Origin of the sequence: Mesorhizobium helmanticense, assembly GCF_003034915.1 — a bacterium.
Classification (GTDB): domain Bacteria; phylum Pseudomonadota; class Alphaproteobacteria; order Rhizobiales; family Rhizobiaceae; genus Mesorhizobium; species Mesorhizobium helmanticense.
The window spans coordinates 173074-190281 of record NZ_PZJX01000003.1 but is presented as its reverse complement, the minus strand read 5'-3'; the positions used below and the strand labels follow the sequence as shown (position 1 = coordinate 190281).

At 63.0% G+C, this 17208-nt stretch carries 16 protein-coding genes; 5 read left to right on the top strand and 11 right to left on the bottom strand.

The genetic code is table 11. From position 1 onward, the window contains the following. Positions 1–83: 83 nt before the first annotated feature. Entirely contained in the window at positions 84–890 is an 807-nt protein-coding gene (locus tag C9427_RS01585; RefSeq protein ID WP_245436949.1) for a phosphodiester glycosidase family protein, read from the bottom strand. Positions 891–1052: 162 nt separating this feature from the next. Between C9427_RS01585 and grxD the strand changes: the two genes are divergently transcribed. Beyond that, positions 1053–1388 carry a Grx4 family monothiol glutaredoxin gene (grxD, locus tag C9427_RS01580; protein ID WP_013532137.1) on the top strand — a complete coding sequence of 112 codons (336 nt, stop codon included), beginning with the start codon at positions 1053–1055 and terminating at the stop codon, positions 1386–1388. A 268-nt stretch (positions 1389–1656) separates the two neighbouring features. After that, positions 1657–2901, top strand: a complete 1245-nt coding sequence (locus C9427_RS01575; protein WP_107647468.1) for a multidrug effflux MFS transporter — start codon at positions 1657–1659, stop codon at positions 2899–2901. A gap of 12 nt (positions 2902–2913) precedes the next feature. Here the strand turns inward: C9427_RS01575 and C9427_RS01570 are convergent, their stop codons facing one another. The 8 genes from C9427_RS01570 to C9427_RS01535 all read right to left on the bottom strand — a co-directional run bounded on the left by C9427_RS01570 (position 2914) and on the right by C9427_RS01535 (position 9645). After that, positions 2914–3321 carry a hypothetical protein gene (locus C9427_RS01570; protein WP_107647467.1) on the bottom strand — a complete coding sequence of 136 codons (408 nt, stop codon included), beginning with the start codon at positions 3319–3321 and terminating at the stop codon, positions 2914–2916. 74 nt (positions 3322–3395) lie between these two features. Beyond that, entirely contained in the window at positions 3396–4223 is an 828-nt protein-coding gene (locus C9427_RS01565) for an inositol monophosphatase family protein (protein WP_107647466.1), read from the bottom strand. Beyond that, on the bottom strand, positions 4213–5100 hold the full coding sequence (ttcA, locus tag C9427_RS01560) for a tRNA 2-thiocytidine(32) synthetase TtcA (RefSeq protein WP_107647465.1): 888 nt from the start codon (positions 5098–5100) through the stop codon (positions 4213–4215). Before ttcA ends, C9427_RS01565 begins: the two co-directional genes overlap by 11 nt. Before the next feature lie 133 nt (positions 5101–5233). Further along, a complete protein-coding gene (rpsD, locus tag C9427_RS01555; protein WP_097575658.1) occupies positions 5234–5851 on the bottom strand; it encodes a 30S ribosomal protein S4 in 618 nt (205 codons plus the stop codon). 307 nt (positions 5852–6158) lie between these two features. Next, entirely contained in the window at positions 6159–7568 is a 1410-nt protein-coding gene (locus C9427_RS01550; protein ID WP_245436948.1) for an APC family permease, read from the bottom strand. 109 nt (positions 7569–7677) lie between these two features. Continuing rightward, on the bottom strand, positions 7678–7884 hold the full coding sequence (locus tag C9427_RS01545) for a DUF3008 family protein (RefSeq protein ID WP_107647464.1): 207 nt from the start codon (positions 7882–7884) through the stop codon (positions 7678–7680). A gap of 68 nt (positions 7885–7952) precedes the next feature. Next, a complete protein-coding gene (murI, locus tag C9427_RS01540) occupies positions 7953–8741 on the bottom strand; it encodes a glutamate racemase (protein ID WP_107647463.1) in 789 nt (262 codons plus the stop codon). Next, positions 8734–9645, bottom strand: a complete 912-nt coding sequence (locus C9427_RS01535; protein WP_107647558.1) for an RNA methyltransferase — start codon at positions 9643–9645, stop codon at positions 8734–8736. The genes murI and C9427_RS01535 overlap by 8 nt, the downstream gene beginning before the upstream one ends. A gap of 209 nt (positions 9646–9854) precedes the next feature. On the opposite strand from C9427_RS01535, the gene C9427_RS01530 reads away from it, so the two are divergent. Beyond that, positions 9855–11066 (top strand): NADP-dependent isocitrate dehydrogenase, encoded by a 1212-nt coding sequence (locus C9427_RS01530; RefSeq protein ID WP_107647462.1) that lies wholly within the window; start codon positions 9855–9857, stop codon positions 11064–11066. 13 nt (positions 11067–11079) lie between these two features. Beyond that, complete coding sequence (locus C9427_RS01525; RefSeq protein ID WP_107647461.1) at positions 11080–11706, top strand: glutathione S-transferase family protein; 627 nt, start codon at positions 11080–11082, stop codon at positions 11704–11706. Positions 11707–11923: 217 nt separating this feature from the next. Here C9427_RS01525 and alaS read toward each other — a convergent pair whose 3' ends face one another. Next, the gene (alaS, locus tag C9427_RS01515) at positions 11924–14590 is read right to left on the bottom strand and encodes an alanine--tRNA ligase (protein ID WP_107647460.1); all 2667 of its coding nucleotides are present in this window, start codon (positions 14588–14590) and stop codon (positions 11924–11926) included. Between the two features lie 282 nt (positions 14591–14872). Further along, positions 14873–15976 (bottom strand): recombinase RecA, encoded by a 1104-nt coding sequence (recA, locus tag C9427_RS01510; RefSeq protein ID WP_023669117.1) that lies wholly within the window; start codon positions 15974–15976, stop codon positions 14873–14875. A gap of 279 nt (positions 15977–16255) precedes the next feature. On the opposite strand from recA, the gene C9427_RS01505 reads away from it, so the two are divergent. Next, on the top strand, positions 16256–17191 hold the full coding sequence (locus tag C9427_RS01505; RefSeq protein ID WP_107647459.1) for a PfkB family carbohydrate kinase: 936 nt from the start codon (positions 16256–16258) through the stop codon (positions 17189–17191). Positions 17192–17208: the final 17 nt, after the last annotated feature.

The window sequence follows — 17208 nt, the reverse complement described above, 5'->3', positions numbered from 1 at the left end:
TGCTCTAAGATTTAGCTAGAGCTATATTCCAGGCAACGACCGATTGATGCTGAACAAGGCAGGCAGAGGCCTTCCTTTTGGAGCTACCCGGACAACGGCTTCTTCGCGAACACGGCGATGATCGGCCCGGCCGGGTATTTGCCGCCGACGATCATCCTGTCGCCATTCGACAGCGCCGACACCACACCGTCGAAGAAGAGCGCGTTGGAACAATGCAGCGCGTCGCGAAACAGCCGGGCGAAACTGCCGAAGCTGACCTCGGCGCGTGAGATCGCCAGCACGACGGTGTTGCCATCGCGCGCGCCGACGCCGTTGCGGATATAGCGTGAGACGCCATTTTCCTCGAAGCGAGGATGAAGCCGGCCGTCGATCACCAGCATCGGGCCTGATTGCGTGGCGAATGCCACATCCGGTCGAGCGGCGGCGTACGCGCTGGTTTCCATGACCGCAGCCTTGCCGTCCTTACGGACCAGGAACACGCCGTTCGGTTTCAGGAAGAAATTGCCTTCGCCCTCGGTAAGGTTGAGCGGCGCCTCTTCATGTCCACTTTCGATGAGAAGCCCAACCGGCGACAAATCCTCGTGATACATGCCGGCATTCATGGCGAGCAGGACCGACCTGCCCTCGCCCGTCATCGCCTTGTCGAATTCTTCCAGCGAACCGAAGGCCTTGCCGTCCGCGCCAGCGTGGAAGACGCCGATGTCATGGCTGCGAAGATCGATCTCGCAGACGACGTAAGGAACCGCCTCGAAGCTGAGATCGCGGCATGGCGCGGGCAGTTCGCCACCAATGATGACTGGCGGAGACGCCGACGGCCTGAACCACCAGATCAAGGCCAGCGCGAGCGCGAGAACGCCAGTCAGGATTGCCGCGATATGCCGCCTTTTCATCATCTTCCGGGAAAAACAGTGACCACATCTCTTGGCCCAACATCAGGCATCCTTTGCGCCATTTGCAAGGCGATGCGGCAAACGTCTTGTTTCGAGCAACCTATGGGTTTATTTGAAGAGTATGCTTCGAGCCTGCCTCCCACGGGCGTGAAAGGATTCTCCATGAGCGGTATCAACGACTACATCGACAATGAAGTTAAGGGCAACGACGTCGTTCTCTTCATGAAGGGGACGCCCGGTTTCCCGCAATGCGGATTTTCCGGCCAGGTCGTCCAGATCCTCGACTATATCGGCGCCGACTACAAAGGCGTGAACGTGCTGGACTCTGCCGAACTGCGCCAGGGCATCAAGGAATATTCCAACTGGCCGACGATCCCCCAGCTCTATGTCAAGGGCGAGTTCGTCGGCGGCTGCGACATTGTACGCGAGATGTTCCAGGCGGGCGAGTTGCAGACATTCCTCGTCGAAAAGGGCGTGAGCGTCAAAGGCGCCGCCTGACTTCTCTTTTGTGCATGTCCGCCGCACAGTTTTGGGCGACATGCACTACAGCGCCGCGCGTCCTTTGGGACGCGCAAAGGGACGCTGTAGCACTTTGATTTTGCGCATGATCCTGTCCGAGAATCGGCTCCGATTTTCGGGGTCATGCGCCAAGGCACCGGGGCAGCCCCCACCTCGGCATTTCTTAAGTCCCGAAATGTCGGGAACAGGACGAGCTATTGCGCCGGCATGCCCGGCGCGCGTTCGTTTTTAAAGATCGGACTTCGCCGTGGATCAGCATGCACAAGCGCCGCAACAGGCAAGCACCTTGCCTATTCCGCGCTGGGAATTCATTGCGCTGTGTGCGGCGCTGATGGCATTGAACTCGCTTGCCATCGACATCATGCTGCCGGCGCTGCAGCAGATCGGCGCGTCGCTCGGCGTGGCCAATGAAAACCACCGCCAATATGTGATCACCGCCTATATTCTCGGCTTCGGCGGCGGACAGCTTTTCTTCGGGCCGATTTCGGATCGCTTCGGGCGGCGCGCGCCACTGGTCGCCGGACTGGTGATCTATGTCGCGGCGGCAGCCGCGGCTGCCATTGCGCCCTCCTTCGCCACGCTTCTGATCTGCAGGGCGGTGCAAGGCATCGGCGCCGCCGCCACACGCGTCATCGCCGTCTCGATCGTGCGCGACACGTTCGACGGCCGGCGCATGGCCGAGGTGATGTCGCTGATCTTCATGGTGTTCATGGCGATACCCGTCATCGCCCCCGGCATCGGCCAGTTCATCATGCTGTTCGCGACATGGCATGTGATCTTCATCGTCATGGCGGCCGGCGCGCTGGTCGTGTCGGCCTGGTCGCTGCTGCGCCTGCCCGAGACGCTGCATCCCGAATATCGCAGACCGTTGACGGTCGAGTCCGTCCTCGGCGGCTTCCGCATCGTGCTGACCAACCGCATGGCGCTCTGCTACGCCTTCGCCAGCACCTTCATCTTCGGCGCCATGTTCGGCTTCATCGCCTCGGCGCAGCAGATCTATGTCACCATATTCAATGTCGGTGAGATGTTCCCCGTCATCTTCGCCGGCGTTGCAGGCGTGCTCGCCTTCTCCAACTATCTGAATTCCCGCCTCGTCGGCCGCATCGGCATGCGCCGCCTGTCGCAGAGCGCGCTGCTGTTGTTCCTGGCCATCAGCCTCGCCTGGCTGGTCGTATCGATCGAAATGAAGATGCCGCTCTGGCTTTTCATTACCTTTTTCGCCTGTGCGATGCTTCCGTTCGGAGCGCTCGGCGCCAATTTCAACGCGCTCGCCATGGAGCCGCTTGGGCAATTGGCCGGCACGGCATCGTCCATTCTGGGCTTCATGCAGACCTTCCTCGGCGGCATTCTCGGCACGCTGATCGGCCAGGCCTTCAACGGCACGGTCACGCCGCTGGCCGCCGGTTTCTGCAGCGTCTCGGTCGCGGCGCTGCTGATGATCCTGATCGCCGAGCGTGGCAAGATGTTCCAGCCACACAATCCGCCGGTTTGATGGCCGCGCGCCTTAGGACCTACCGTCAGCGGCTGCAGTGAAACGAGGAAACAGCGTACGTCCCGCGATTGCTCCACCCATGCTGTTCGAAAGGGGCATTGGCAGAGCCTTGTCGAGAGCCTTGAGGACGGAAGCCACGAAAAGCCGGTTCAGATGGCCATCGTTCCCCAGATGGGAATAGGTGGCGCGAGGCTTGCCAATAAGCGTGCCGTTTCGTCGAAGTGAGAACTGCAGCGTCAGGGTCATGCCCGCGCTTCCGGGGGGCGGCTCCCAACAAGCAAAGATCGCGGAGAACATCTCGTCTATGGTGTTGATGGGCTCGGGACTGCGACACGCGCGCTCCTGTGCCCCTGCCTGGGTAGCGCCGGCAACCACAGCGAGGGCAAGGGCCGCTGCACCAATTGCGAACCGCGTCTTCATTCGCGTCTCCCCATGTGGACGAGGTTGCGCCAATCTTTCAGCCATGGACCCCCGCCGGTTAAACTCTGGCGAGCCTATTCAGCCCAGAGCTCGCGGCGCAATTCCCGCCAGCTTTCCCTGTCCGGCGCGACAATGATGCCGCCGCCGAGATGCGAAGGCAGATAGTCGCTGCCATCGAAACGCGCCGTATAGCCACCAGCCTCGGCATGGATCAGGACACCAGGCAGATGGTCCCATGGCATCAGCTTGTTGTAGACGACGAAATGGCCGTGGCCGCTTGCCAGCAAACGGTATTCGTGGGCGGCGCAGCGATAATTGAACTGCGACAGGGTCTTGGTCTGGTTGCGCGCCAGCCGCGACCGTTCCGGCTCCGGCAGATACTGCCAGGACACGGCGCCGGTCATCTGCGACATCGCCGCGGGCTTGGCGACATGCACCTTCTCGATATTGCCATGTGCGTGACGGATGTGGCTGCCGGCGCCTTTGGCGCCGATCAGCCAGTCCTTGCCGACGGGATCGTGGATGATGCCGGCGACGGTCTCACCCTTGACCACGACGCCGAGCATGACACCGAACAGCGGTACGCCCGAAGCGAAGTTGAAGGTGCCGTCGACCGGATCGATGACGAAGGCGAGATCGGCGTCGCCGAGGCCCTCAAGCAGCACCGGATTGTCGGAACACGCCTCCTCGCCGACGATCATCGCCTGGGGGTAACGCTCGCGCAGCTTGACGGTGATCAGCCGCTCGGCGTTGACGTCGGCCTCGGTAACCAAATCGGCAGCCGAAGTCTTCTGGCGGATGTCGCCCTCGTTCAGCCGGCGAAAGCGCGGCATGATCTCGGCCTTGGCGACGTCGGACAGAAGTTCGGCGAGCCAATCGATCGCGGTATCGTCAAATGTCATCGGAAATATCTTGCCTTGCGGTGAGGGTGTCGTTGAGGGCGGTAAAATCGAACAGTTTGCGGTCGAGCAGGTGCGAGGGCCGCACATTGGCCATGGCGCGGATCATCGTATCCTTACGGCCGGGCATGCGCTTTTCCAGCTCGTCGAGCATCGCCTTCATGGCGTTGCGCTGCAGGCCTTCCTGGCTACCGCAGAGATCGCAAGGGATGATTGGGAACTGCATGGCGGCAGCGAATTTTTCGAGATCGGCCTCGGCGCAGCAGCTCAGCGGCCTGAGCACCATGACGTCGCCATCGTCATTGAGCAGCTTTGGCGGCATGGCGGCGAGGCGTCCGCCATGGAACAGGTTCATGAAGAAGGTTTCGAGGATATCCTCGCGGTGGTGGCCGAGCACCAGGGCCGAACAACCCTCCTCCCGCGCGATGCGGTAGAGATGGCCGCGCCTCAGCCGCGAGCAGAGCGAACAATAGGTGCTGCCCTCGGGGAGCTTGTCGGTGACGATCGAATAGGTGTCCTGATATTCGATGCGGTGCGGGATGCCGTTTCTGTCGAGATAGTCGGGCAGGATGTGCTTGGGGAAGTTCGGCTGACCCTGGTCGAGATTGCAGGCCAAGAGCTCAACCGGCAGCAGGCCGCGCCATTTGAGATCGAGCAGCAGAGCAAGCAGGCCGTAGGAATCCTTGCCGCCGGACAAAGCGACCAGCCAGCGAGCGCCGGGTGTCACCATCGCGAAATCGTCGATCGCCTGACGGGTGAGCCGCAGCAGCCGCTTGCGCAGCTTGTTGAATTCGACGGAAGACGGCACGTCGGCAAACAACGGATGAAAGCCGCCTTCGGCATCGGCGACCGGTTCGAGCGTTTCTGGCAGCATGTTCATGGCGCGTCGGCCCCAGAGTCTTCATTGGTGCCCGGAAGAGTCTTTGCTGGACTTGGGATTAACGGACATGGCGGGCAAAGAAAAGGCCGCCTCGACGGGCGGCCTTCGATAATGTCTCGGACGAAGTGCCCGATCAGCGCGAATAGAATTCGACGACCAGGTTCGGTTCCATCTGCACGGCGAACGGAACGTCGGCCAGGCCGGGGATGCGCGTGAAGCTCGCGGTCATCTTGTTGTGGTCGGCCTCGATGTAGTCGGGCACGTCGCGTTCGGCGAGCCCAACCGATTCCAGCACGATCACCAGCTGCTTCGACTTCTCGCGCACTTCGATGACGTCGCCCGGCTTGCAACGGTAGGAGCCGATGTTGACGCGCTTGCCGTTGACGTTGACGTGGCCGTGGTTGACGAACTGACGGGCGGCAAAGATGGTCGGCACGAACTTGGCGCGGTAGACGACCGCGTCGAGACGCGATTCGAGCAGGCCGATCAGGTTCTCCGAAGTGTCGCCCTTGCGGCGATCAGCCTCTTCATAAACCTTGCGGAACTGCTTTTCCGAAACGTCGCCATAGTGGCCCTTCAGCTTCTGCTTGGCGCGCAGCTGCAGGCCGAAATCGGAAAGCTTGCCCTTGCGGCGCTGGCCGTGCTGGCCGGGGCCGTATTCACGCTTGTTGACCGGGGACTTCGGGCGGCCCCAGATGTTTTCGCCGAGACGGCGGTCGATCTTGTACTTCGCGGATTCGCGCTTGCTCATCGCATTCCCTTTCAAAACAACACACCCGAACCTCATGGTCCGGGTGAAGGAAACGCGCCCTCCTCTGGCCTCCGTTTTCGAGACCTGACAGGGTTTTCCACGCAACGCGACGGAAAACCCACGGGACACGTCATTTCAACAAGGCTCTGGGAAAGTATAAATCGGCTTCCCATGGAGCCTTGCACACATAAAAGAAACCACCGGGCATTGCGGCCCGGTGTTGGCGCGCTGATTAAACCGGGAGTTGGTCGCTGTCAAGCTCTCCGGCCGCGACAATTCCACGATCAGAACGTCAGGCTGGCCGACGTCAATTGACCGGTCCGCCGCCGCCCAGCTCTTCCATGGTCGGTGCGGCCGGCCTCATTCCGGTCGCGCGGTTGATCAACACCGTGACAACCCACAAGGCGATGCCGAGGGCGAGCAGGATGCCGGCGATCCTGTATTCATTGGGATTGCGGCCCGTCCAGGGCCCGGTCAGGAAGCCGCAGCACACGGCGCCGATCAACGGCAGGATCGTCGGGGCGGTGAAGTGATCGTGCGCCACCTTGTCCTTGCGCAGAACCAGCACCGCGATGTTGACGATGGTGAAGACGCAAAGCAGCAGGAACGCCGTGGTGCCGCCAAGATCGGGGACATTGCCGACAAAGGTGATCAGGCCGAAGGCGAGCAGCGTCGTAAAGCCGATCGCGACAAACGGCGTGCGGCGGCCGGCGTGCACCTTGCCCAACACGGGCGGGAGTACGTGCTCGCGCGCCATGCCATAAACGAGGCGGCTAGCCATCAGCATGTTGATCAGTGCGCTGTTCGCCACCGCGAACACCGTAATGAAGGCGAAGATCCAAAGCGGGAAGCCGGGCGCGCCGGCTTCCACGACCTTCAGCAGCGGCGCTTCGCCTTCGCCAAGCTGGGCCGGTTCGACCAGGGTCACCGCGGAGATCGACACCAGAACATAGATCAGGCCGGTCATCAGCAGGCCGGCGAGCAGTATCTTGGGGAAGATGCGGCTCGGCTCCTTCGTTTCCTCGGCCATGTTCACCGAATCCTCGAAGCCGACCATGGCGAAGAAGGCCAGCGTCGTCGCCGCGATCACCGGCCAAAAAACGCCGCCGCCGTCCGGTGCATGGAACTGTGTAACGCGCGAGACATCGCCCTGGCCGCCGGCAATCGCCGACAGGCCGATAAAGATGACGATTAACAGGCCCGTCAATTCGACGCAGGTGAGAACCACATTGGCCTTCACGCTTTCACCGACGCCCCTGAAATTGACGATGGCGACCAGAGCCATGAAGGCGAGGCTGAGCATGACGATCGCGCCGGTTCCCTCCCAACCAAGGTTAAAGGCCTTGGAGAGATTCACCGCGAATGCCCGCGACGCCGTCGACGCCGACGTTATGCCCGAACACATCACCGCGAAGGCAACGATGAAGGTGATGAAATGGACGCCGAACGCCTTGTGCGTATAGAGCGCCGCTCCGGCGGCCTTCGGATACTTCGTCACCAGTTCGAGATAGCTGAAGGCAGTTATGACCGCGACGGCGAAGGCGACCAGAAAAGGCAACCAGACAACGCCGCCGACCTGTGCCGCAACCTTGCCGGTCAGAGCGTAGATGCCCGTGCCGAGAATATCGCCGACGATGAACAGCAAAAGCAGCCACGGACCCATCACCCGGTGCAGACTTGGTTCCACGGATTTTTGGTGCATCGCAGCGTCCGCCATCGACTCCATCTCCTTTCAAGCGTCCGGGGATTGGAGACTATGGGTCAAGGAAGCGTTGAGTCAAACCCGCCGTTTGCTCAGCGCATCGCCGGCGGTGCCTTGAGCCGGCTCATTTTTGTCTCGCCGGGCTTGGCCGAGAACGCCGCGCCGGCAAGCCCTTGCGCTTGGTCTCAGCGAATTCCTCAAGCTGCTTTTCGCTCATCGACTCGTACATTCCCTTCGAGGCGCCCTTCAGTTCGCTCTTCTTCGTCTCGCCGCGCTTGGCGGACAGGGCCGCGCCGGCGGCCTTTTGCTGGGCTTTCGAGGTGGCTGGCATGATGGTTTCTCCCGTTTGCGATGGGAGAAAAACGCGATGGTCGCGTCTATGTTCCTGGGGTTCCCGTCTCAAGGAACGGTCAGGCCAAAACCCTGCATCAGCCGGCTGATGGCGAAATCCGCCTTGCCGGAGGTGAAGACGGCGATATCGGGTTTGTCGACCGGCAGAGGTCCGTCCATGGGAACGAGCAGCGACATCGCGCGGCGCGCGATCGCCTCGGCGGGATCGAGCCAGTCGACCGGCCAAGGCGCCGTCTTGCGCATGCGATTGGCCAGGAAAGGATAGTGCGTGCAGGCCAGCACGACGATGTCGGTCCTGAGTTCGTCATGTTCGACGAAGCACGGCGCGATCTCGGCGCGCACGGCCTCTTCATCGACGAAACCCTCACGCATATAGATTTCGGCCAGCCCGGCCAGATTGTCGCTGCCGACCAGGCGGACATGGCATTTCTGCGCCCATTTACTGATCAGGTCGCGCGTGTACTGGCGCTTGACCGTGCCGGGCGTCGCCAGCACCGAAACCAGTCCCGAACGCGTGCGTTCGGCCGCCGGCTTGATCGCCGGCACCGTGCCAACAAAAGGATGGTCGGGAAATCTGTCGCGCAAAGCATCGATGACCAGCGTCGAGGCGGTGTTGCAGGCGATGACCGAAATGGCCGGCGAAAACCGGTCGAGCAATTTGGCGAACAGCTCCAGTATATGCGCCCTCAGCGCCGGTTCCTCCCATGCGCCGAAAGGAAAAGCCGCGTCGTCGGCGACATAGACGAAACGGCGATCGGGCATCAGCACGCGCGCCTCGCGCAGCACCGTCAGGCCGCCAATGCCGGAATCGAACATCAGGATCGGGCGATCAGTCATTGTCGGTTCCCTTGCCACCCGGCAGTGGTATGTCGTCGTCCTTGCCGGCGGCCGTGTCGGCCGGACCGTCGATCTCCGCCTTACGGGCGCGCGCGGCCGCAGGAAGCCGTCTGGGATCATCGCCTGGCGATCCGTCGCCGCGCGGCATCGCCGGCGAGAACCTGTCCAGCGATGAGATGATGCCGCGCAGCACTTTGAGCTCCGGCTCGGCGAAGCCGGCGCGGGTCAGCACCGCGCGCAGATTGTCGACCATCTTCGGCTTCTTCGGCGCCGGGCGGAAATAGCCGCGCGCCTCGAGCGCACCCTCCAGATAGGCGAACAGGCCGTGCAGCTGCTCCTTCGTCGCCGGCAGCATTTCAGGGCTGGAGAAATTGGTCCTGGTCTCGTCTTCCAGGCCGGACTTCATCCATTCATAGGACATCAGCAGGGCCGCCTGCGCGATGTTGAGCGAGGAGAAGGCCGGGTCGACCGGAAAGGTGACGATCTCGTCGGCGAGACCGACCTCGTCATTGTAGAGACCGAAGCGCTCGCGACCGAACAGGATGCCTGTGCGCTGGCCGGAGCGTTGCCGTGCCCGCAGCACCCTGCCCGCCTCGACCGGACCGCGCACCGGCTTGAAGCCGTCGCGCTCGCGCGCCGTGGTGGCGACGACGAAGTTCAGATCGGCGACCGCCGCGGCCAGATCCTCAAAGACCGTGACGGCGTCGATGACATGATCGGCGCGGCTTGCGGCAGCGCGCGCCTTTTCGCTCGGCCAGCCATCGCGCGGATTGACGAGGCGTAGCTCGGCAAGGCCGAAATTCGCCATGGCGCGCGCGACCATGCCGATATTCTCGCCGAGCTGCGGCTCGACCAGGATGATCGCCGGGCCGGCGGCAAGAGGAATGTCGGGATCCTTGGGCATGGCTGTCAATGAACTGCTGTTTGCGGCATTTCGGCGTTCCCTGCCATATACGGCCGCGAAAATGAAGCTTTCGCAAAAGAGCATCCAATGCTCGCTGGGGCGGATCGCCGTTTGCGCGGCCAAAAATGCTTTGATATACGGGCCGCATCCCCGGCCGAAAGCCATGCGGGCAAGGCCGTTCCGATCCCCAACAACGAGGCATTCTTTCCATGGCGAAGATCAAGGTGGCGAACCCGGTCGTCGAACTCGACGGCGACGAGATGACCCGCATCATCTGGCAGTTCATCAAGGACAAGCTGATCCATCCTTATCTCGACCTGACGCTCGAATATTACGACCTCGGCGTCGAGCACCGCGACGCGACCGGCGACCAGGTGACGATCGATGCGGCCAACGCCATCAAGAAGCACGGTGTCGGCGTGAAATGCGCGACGATCACGCCCGACGAACAGCGCGTCGAGGAATTCAAGCTGAAGAAGATGTGGAAGTCGCCAAACGGCACGATCCGCAACATCCTCGGCGGCACCATCTTCCGCGAACCGATCATCATGAAGAACGTGCCGCGGCTGGTGCCAGGCTGGACCAAGCCGATCATCGTCGGCCGCCACGCCTTCGGCGACCAGTATCGCGCCACCGATTTCCGCTTCCCCGGCAAGGGCAAGCTGACGATCAAGTTCGTCGGCGAGGACGGCAAGGTGATCGAGCACGATGTGTTCGATGCGCCGGCCGCCGGCGTCGCCATGGCCATGTACAATCTCGACGAGTCGATCCGCGAATTCGCCCGCGCCTCGCTGAACTACGGCCTGCTGCGCAACTATCCGGTCTACCTCTCGACCAAGAACACCATCCTCAAGGCCTATGACGGCCGCTTCAAGGACATCTTCCAGGAGGTCTACGAGCAGGAGTTCGAGGCCGAGTTCAAGGCCAAGAAGCTCTGGTACGAACACCGGCTGATCGACGACATGGTGGCCTCCAGCCTGAAATGGTCGGGCGGTTATGTCTGGGCCTGCAAGAACTATGACGGCGACGTGCAGTCAGACACGGTGGCGCAAGGTTTCGGCTCGCTCGGCCTGATGACCTCGGTACTGATGACGCCGGACGGCAAGACGGTGGAGGCGGAAGCAGCGCACGGCACCGTCACCCGCCACTATCGCCAGCACCAGAAGGGCGAGGAAACCTCGACCAACTCGATCGCCTCGATCTTCGCCTGGACGCGCGGCCTCGCGCACCGCGCCAAGCTGGACGACAATGCCGAGCTGAAGCGCTTCGCCGAGACCTTGGAAAGGGTCTGCATCCAGACCGTCGAGAGCGGCTTCATGACCAAGGACCTGTCGCTGCTGATCGGCCCGGATCAGCCCTGGCTGTCGACCACCGGCTTCCTCGACAAGATCGATGAGAATTTGCAGAAGGCTATGGCCTGATCGCACAGGCAGCATGAGCAAGCCCGTCGTCTACGGGGCGGACTACAGCGTCTATGTGCGCATCGTCCGCCTCGCGCTTGAGGAAAAGGGCATCGACTACGAGCTCGCGCCGGTCGATGTCTTCGCGGCTGAAGGCATTCCCGACTGGTATTTCGAGCATCATCCGTTCGGCCGCATTCCGGCCTTCGAGCATGACGGCTTTCGCCTGTTCGAAGCGAGCGCGATCGCGCGCTATGTCGACGAGGCCTTCGACGGGCCGGCGCTGCAACCTGCGGATGCCCGCGCCCGCGCGAGAATGAACCAGATCATCGGCATGCTCGACGCCTATGCCTATCGGGCGATGGTTTGGGACGTCGCCGTCGAGCGGCTGGAGAAGACAACACCGGACGAGGCGCAGATTGCCGATGGGCTTGGCCAGGCGGAAACGGTGCTTCGCGTGCTCACCTCACTGAAAGCCGCCGGGCCGTGGCTGCTGGGCGAGCAACTGACGCTCGCCGACCTGCATGCGGCGCCGATCATCGGCTATTTCCTCAAGGTCGCCGAAGGGCGGAAGCTGCTGGCTGCGTTTCCAGACATTCGGCGATGGTGGGACGGCATCGTTCAGCGCCCGAGCTTTGCTCGTACCGAAAAGGTTGGGTGAAAAATACGAGAGGCCGAGGGACAGCACCCCCCTCTGTCCTGCCGGACATCTCCCCCTCAAGGGGGGAGATTGGCAGCTTCATTGCCCCGCCTTTCCTCCAACGTTGAAAATTGGCGAAAGCAGGCATGACATCCAATCTCCCCCCTTGAGGGGGAGATGTCCGGCAGGACAGAGGGGGGCTGTCCCTCCGAGCCTTGCGATAAATTCTCCTACCCGATCAGGCGGCTTCCAGCGCCGCCTTCACCGCAGCGATCGCCTCGCCGGCCTTCGAGGCGTCGGGGCCACCGGCCTGGGCCATGTCGGGGCGGCCGCCGCCGCCCTGCCCGCCCAAGGCGGCGGATGCGACACGCACCAGGTCGACGGCGCTGAAGCGGGCGGTCAGGTCATCGGTGACGGCGACCACGACGCTTGCCTTGTTGTCCTCGCCGGCGCCGACGAAGACGACGACGCCGGAGCCGAGCGACTTCTTGCCGGCATCGGCCAGCGGCTTCAGATCCTTCGGCGCGACGCCGGAGACCGCCTTGCCGAGGAAACCGACACCGGCGACCGTCTCGTTTTCGGCCGGTGCACCGGCTGCAGCACCACCGCCCAGCGCCAATTTCTTGCGCGCCTCGGTCAGTTCCTTCTCGAGCTTCTTGCGCTCGTCGAGCAGCGCTTCGACGCGCGCCGGCACATCGGCCGGCGAGATCTTCAGCGTTGCCGCGGCCGCCTTCAGCCGTCTGTCCTGCTCGTCGAGATGCCTTCGCGCGGCCTCGCCGGTCAAAGCCTCGATGCGGCGTACGCCGGCGGCGACCGCGCCGTCCGACACGATGCGCACAAGACCGATATCGCCGGTCGCCCTGACATGGGTGCCGCCGCAGAGCTCGACCGAATAGGGTCGGTTGGCCTTGGCGCCATGCAGGCCCGTGCCCATCGAAACGACGCGCACTTCATCGCCGTATTTCTCGCCGAACAGCGCCATGGCGCCTTCGGCAATGGCATCGTCGACCGACATCAGGCGCGTGGTCACCGGGCTGTTCTGCACGACGATCTCGTTCGCCATGCGCTCGACCTCTTCGAGTTCGTCAGGCGAGATCGGCTTGTTGTGCGAAATGTCGAAGCGCAGGCGCTCGGGCGCAACCAATGAACCCTTCTGCGCAACGTGGGTGCCCAGCACTTCGCGCAGCGCCTCATGGATCAGATGCGTGGCGGAGTGGTTCGCGCGCAGCCTGGAACGGCGCGCATGGTCGACCTTCAGCTCGACGGTCGCGCCGGTCCTGACCGTGCCGCTGGCCACCTTGCCGAGATGCACGAACAGCCCATCGGCCTTCTTTTGCGTATCGGAAATCTCGATCGAGAAGCCTTCGCCCGAAATGACGCCGGTATCGCCCATCTGGCCGCCGGACTCGCCGTAGAACGGCGTCTGGTTGACGACCACGGCAACGGCGTCGCCCTTGGCGGCGCTGTCGACGGTCTTGCCGTCCCTGACCAGCGCCTGGATGAGGCCTTCCGCCTGCTCGGTCTCATAGCCGAGGAACTCGGTGGCGCCGGTCTTCTCGCGCACGGGGAACCACACCGTTTCGGTCGCGGCCTCGCCGGAGCCGGTCCAATGCTTGCGTGCCTCGGCCTTCTGCTGCTCCATCGCATGGGTGAAGCCGGCAAGATCGACCGAGATGTTGCGCTGGCGCAGCGCGTCCTGCGTCAGATCGAGCGGAAAGCCATAGGTGTCGTAGAGCTTGAAAGCTGTCTCGCCATCCAGCATGTCGCCGGCGCCCAGTTTTTCGGTCGCCTCCGAAAGCAGGCCGAGGCCGCGCACCAGCGTCTTGCGGAAACGGGTTTCCTCAAGCTTCAGCGTCTCGGTGATCATCTGTTCGCCGCGCAGCAGTTCCGGGTAGGCCTGGCCCATCTCGCGCACCAGCGCAGGCACCAGGCGCCACATCAGGGGATCGCGGGCGCCGAGCAACTGCGCATGGCGCATGGCGCGGCGCATGATGCGGCGAAGCACATAGCCACGGCCTTCATTGGATGGCAGCACGCCGTCGGCCACCAGGAAGCAGGACGAACGCAGATGGTCGGCGATGACGCGGAACGATGCGACAGTGTCCGCATCCGGACCGCGGCCAAGCGCGGACGACGCGGCGTCGATCAGGTGACGGAACAGGTCGGTCTCGAAGACGCTTTCCACCCCTTGCAGGATGGAGGCCATGCGCTCCAGGCCCATGCCGGTGTCGATCGACGGGCGCGGCAGGTCGATGCGCTCGTCCTTCGTCACCTGTTCATACTGCATGAACACCAGGTTCCAGAATTCGAGGAAACGGTCGCCATCCTCCTCCGGACTGCCGGGAGGGCCGCCCCAGATATGCTCGCCGCGGTCGATGAATATCTCCGAGCACGGCCCGCACGGTCCGGTGTCGCCCATCGCCCAGAAATTGTCCGAGGTCGGGATGCGGATGATGCGGTCGTCGGAAAAACCGGCGATCTTCTTCCAGAAGCCGGCTGCCTCGTCGTCGGTGTGATAGACGGTGACGAGCAACTTATCCTGCTTCAGCCCGAACTCCCTGGTGATCAGGTTCCAGGCAAGCTCGATGGCGCGCTCCTTGAAGTAGTCGCCGAACGAGAAATTGCCGAGCATCTCGAAGAAGGTCAGGTGGCGCGCGGTGTAGCCGACATTGTCGAGGTCGTTGTGCTTGCCGCCGGCGCGAACGCTCTTCTGGGCGGTGGTGGCACGCGAATAAGGCCGCTTCTCCAGGCCGGTGAAGACGTTCTTGAACTGCACCATGCCGGCATTGGTGAACATCAGCGTCGGGTCGTTGCGCGGCACCAGCGGGCTCGACGCGACGACCTCGTGACCCTCCTTGCGGAAGTAGTCGAGGAATGTCGACCGGATCTCGTTCACGCCACTCATGAATGATACTGCCTTCTGGAGAGAACCGCCGGCCCGGCCGACGGCAAATGGGCTCTTCGTTCTAGAAGATGGATTGGGCCTTTTAGCGATCACGCCGCAGCCTGTCCAGAAACACGGAATTGGGCCAATTCACGGGGCCTGCCGGTCGTCCTTGCACTACGGCTGAAACGCAAACCGCCGGCGCTAGGCCGGCGGTTTGAAACGCAAGGATACGGAACTCGATTACATAAGTTGAAGGTAATGAACCGGGATTATGGCCAGATTCCGGCCACCACTGAGGTCCTACATGGCGCCGGATTCTTCCTCAAAGCCGTCGTCGCTTTCGCCGCGCTCAGGGCCGCCATTTTCGAGGAATTTCTCGGCGATCAGCCCGGCATTCTGCCGCAGCGCCAATTCGATCTCGCGCGCCGTGTCGGGATTGTCGCGCAGGAACAATTTGGCGTTCTCACGGCCCTGGCCGAGACGCTGCGAATTGTAGGAGAACCAGGCGCCCGACTTCTCGACCACGCCGGCTTTGACGCCGAGGTCGACCAGCTCGCCGGTCTTGGACACGCCCTCGCCATACATGATGTCGAACTCGACCACCTTGAAGGGCGGCGCCAGCTTGTTCTTGACAACCTTGACGCGGGTCTGGTTGCCGACGACCTCGTCGCGGTCCTTGACCGAGCCGATGCGGCGGATGTCGAGGCGCACCGAGGCATAGAATTTCAGCGCGTTGCCGCCGGTGGTGGTCTCGGGCGAACCGAACATGACGCCGATCTTCATGCGGATCTGGTTGATGAAGATGACCATGGTGTTGGAGCGCGAGATCGAGGCGGTCAGCTTGCGCAGCGCCTGGCTCATCAGGCGGGCCTGCAGGCCAGGCAGCGAATCGCCCATCTCACCCTCGATTTCGGCGCGCGGCGTCAGCGCCGCGACCGAATCGACCACTAGCACGTCGATGGCGCCGGAGCGCACCAGAGTGTCGCAGATCTCGAGCGCCTGCTCGCCAGTGTCGGGCTGCGAGATCAAAAGGTTCTCCAGGTCGACGCCGAGCTTGCGGGCATAGACCGGATCGAGCGCGTGCTCGGCATCGACGAAGGCGCAGATGCCGCCCTTCTTCTGGGCTTCCGCCACCGTATGCAGCGCCAGCGTCGTCTTGCCCGAGCTTTCCGGCCCGTAGATCTCGACGATGCGACCGCGCGGCAGGCCGCCGACGCCGAGCGCGATGTCGAGGCCAAGCGAGCCGGTCGGCACCGTTTCGATCTCGACGACCTGCTCGTTCGCGCCGAGCCGCATGATCGAGCCCTTGCCGAAAGCACGCTCGATTTGCGACAGCGCCGCGTCCAGAGCCTTTGATTTGTCCACCGCTTTGTCCTCTACAAGCCGCAAAGAATTCTGAGCCATGATACATCACCCCTTGGTCGTCAATGAAGGCCGGACAATCCGCAATCCCTGACTATTTGTACCTTTTTTGTTCTCGTTTGGCAAGGGGCACCAAACATTTGAAAAACAAGGAATATCCAGATTTGTTCTTTTTTTGTTTCACGGAATCAGGTTCGGATGTATCCGCACAGTAAGGGATTCGTTGTCGCGCTGGTCTTCCGAATCGCTGCTTCGATTTGCGGGCAACTCCTGCTCAGCCTAGTGTCTGCGCCGGACAGATAACAGGCGAATAACCGCAGCATGACGAAATCTCCGAAAGTCCTGGCCATAGGCGCCGCCCATATCGACAGGCGCGGCCGGATCTCGGGCAGCTATTCGCCGGCTGCGTCGAACCCCGGCACGATGCGCGAGGATGTCGGCGGCAATGCGTTCAATGCGCTTTGCTGCGCCGTGCGGCGCGGCGCCTGCGGCTCGCTGCTTTCGGTGCGCGGTGGCGATGCGCTGGCCGAAAGGGTTTCACAGGCCATCGCCGCCGCCGGCATCGCCGATCTGTCGGCGGTGTTCCTCGACCGCGCGACGCCGAGCCACACGGTGCTCTTCGACCGCGACGGCGCGCCGATCGCCGGCCTTGCCGACATGGGGCTCTACGATCTGGCGCTACCCAAGCAGATCCGCCGCGCCAAGGTGCGCGAGGCGATCGCTGCCGCCGATGCAATCCTGTGCGATGCCAACCTGCCGTCGGCAGCGCTTGAGCGGCTGGTGGGTCTCGCTGCCGGCAAGCCGGTCTTCGCCATCGCCGTTTCGCCTGACAAGGCGGCGCGGCTGACACCCGTACTCGGCAGCCTGGCGCTGGCATTCATGGATCGGCGTGAGGCCATCGCGCTGGCCAGCGCCGATGCCGGGGAGCAAGACCTCGTTGGCGGGCTGAGGCGCGCCGGCCTCAAGAGCGGCGCGGTGACGGCGGGCCATGGTCTGGTGCTGGGCTTCGACGAAACCGGCGCCTTCTCAATCCTGCCGCCGACGCGAAAAATCGTGGATGCCGCCGGCGCCGGCGATGCGCTGGCGGGTGCGACGGTGGCTGCCCTGCTGAACGGACGGACGCTGCGTGCGGCGCTGCGCGAAGGCGTTGCCGCAGCGATGCTTGCCAGCGAAAGCGCCGAGCTTGCGCCGGCCTTCACGGCAACGGCCTTTGCCGAGGCGCTGGCCCTCGTGCCCGAGGCGCGGGACGTGGTATGACATCGGCAAGGCAGATA

Excerpts from the sequence above, each read along its gene's own strand:
- C9427_RS01525 (WP_107647461.1), top strand. The coding sequence starts at position 11,080 with ATGAGCAAGCCCGTCGTCTACGGGGCGGACTACAGCGTCTATGTGCGC.
- C9427_RS01535 (WP_107647558.1), bottom strand. The coding sequence starts at position 9,645 with ATGCCCAAGGATCCCGACATTCCTCTTGCCGCCGGCCCGGCGATCATC.
- C9427_RS01585 (WP_245436949.1), bottom strand. The coding sequence starts at position 890 with ATGAAAAGGCGGCATATCGCGGCAATCCTGACTGGCGTTCTCGCGCTC.
- C9427_RS01565 (WP_107647466.1), bottom strand. The coding sequence starts at position 4,223 with ATGACATTTGACGATACCGCGATCGATTGGCTCGCCGAACTTCTGTCC.
- C9427_RS01505 (WP_107647459.1), top strand. The coding sequence starts at position 16,256 with ATGACGAAATCTCCGAAAGTCCTGGCCATAGGCGCCGCCCATATCGAC.
- rpsD (WP_097575658.1), bottom strand. The coding sequence starts at position 5,851 with ATGAGCAAGCGCGAATCCGCGAAGTACAAGATCGACCGCCGTCTCGGC.
- recA (WP_023669117.1), bottom strand. The coding sequence starts at position 15,976 with ATGGCTCAGAATTCTTTGCGGCTTGTAGAGGACAAAGCGGTGGACAAA.
- ttcA (WP_107647465.1), bottom strand. The coding sequence starts at position 5,100 with ATGAACATGCTGCCAGAAACGCTCGAACCGGTCGCCGATGCCGAAGGC.
- C9427_RS01550 (WP_245436948.1), bottom strand. The coding sequence starts at position 7,568 with ATGGCGGACGCTGCGATGCACCAAAAATCCGTGGAACCAAGTCTGCAC.
- grxD (WP_013532137.1), top strand. The coding sequence starts at position 1,053 with ATGAGCGGTATCAACGACTACATCGACAATGAAGTTAAGGGCAACGAC.
- alaS (WP_107647460.1), bottom strand. The coding sequence starts at position 14,590 with ATGAGTGGCGTGAACGAGATCCGGTCGACATTCCTCGACTACTTCCGC.
- C9427_RS01570 (WP_107647467.1), bottom strand. The coding sequence starts at position 3,321 with ATGAAGACGCGGTTCGCAATTGGTGCAGCGGCCCTTGCCCTCGCTGTG.
- C9427_RS01530 (WP_107647462.1), top strand. The coding sequence starts at position 9,855 with ATGGCGAAGATCAAGGTGGCGAACCCGGTCGTCGAACTCGACGGCGAC.
- C9427_RS01545 (WP_107647464.1), bottom strand. The coding sequence starts at position 7,884 with ATGCCAGCCACCTCGAAAGCCCAGCAAAAGGCCGCCGGCGCGGCCCTG.
- murI (WP_107647463.1), bottom strand. The coding sequence starts at position 8,741 with ATGACTGATCGCCCGATCCTGATGTTCGATTCCGGCATTGGCGGCCTG.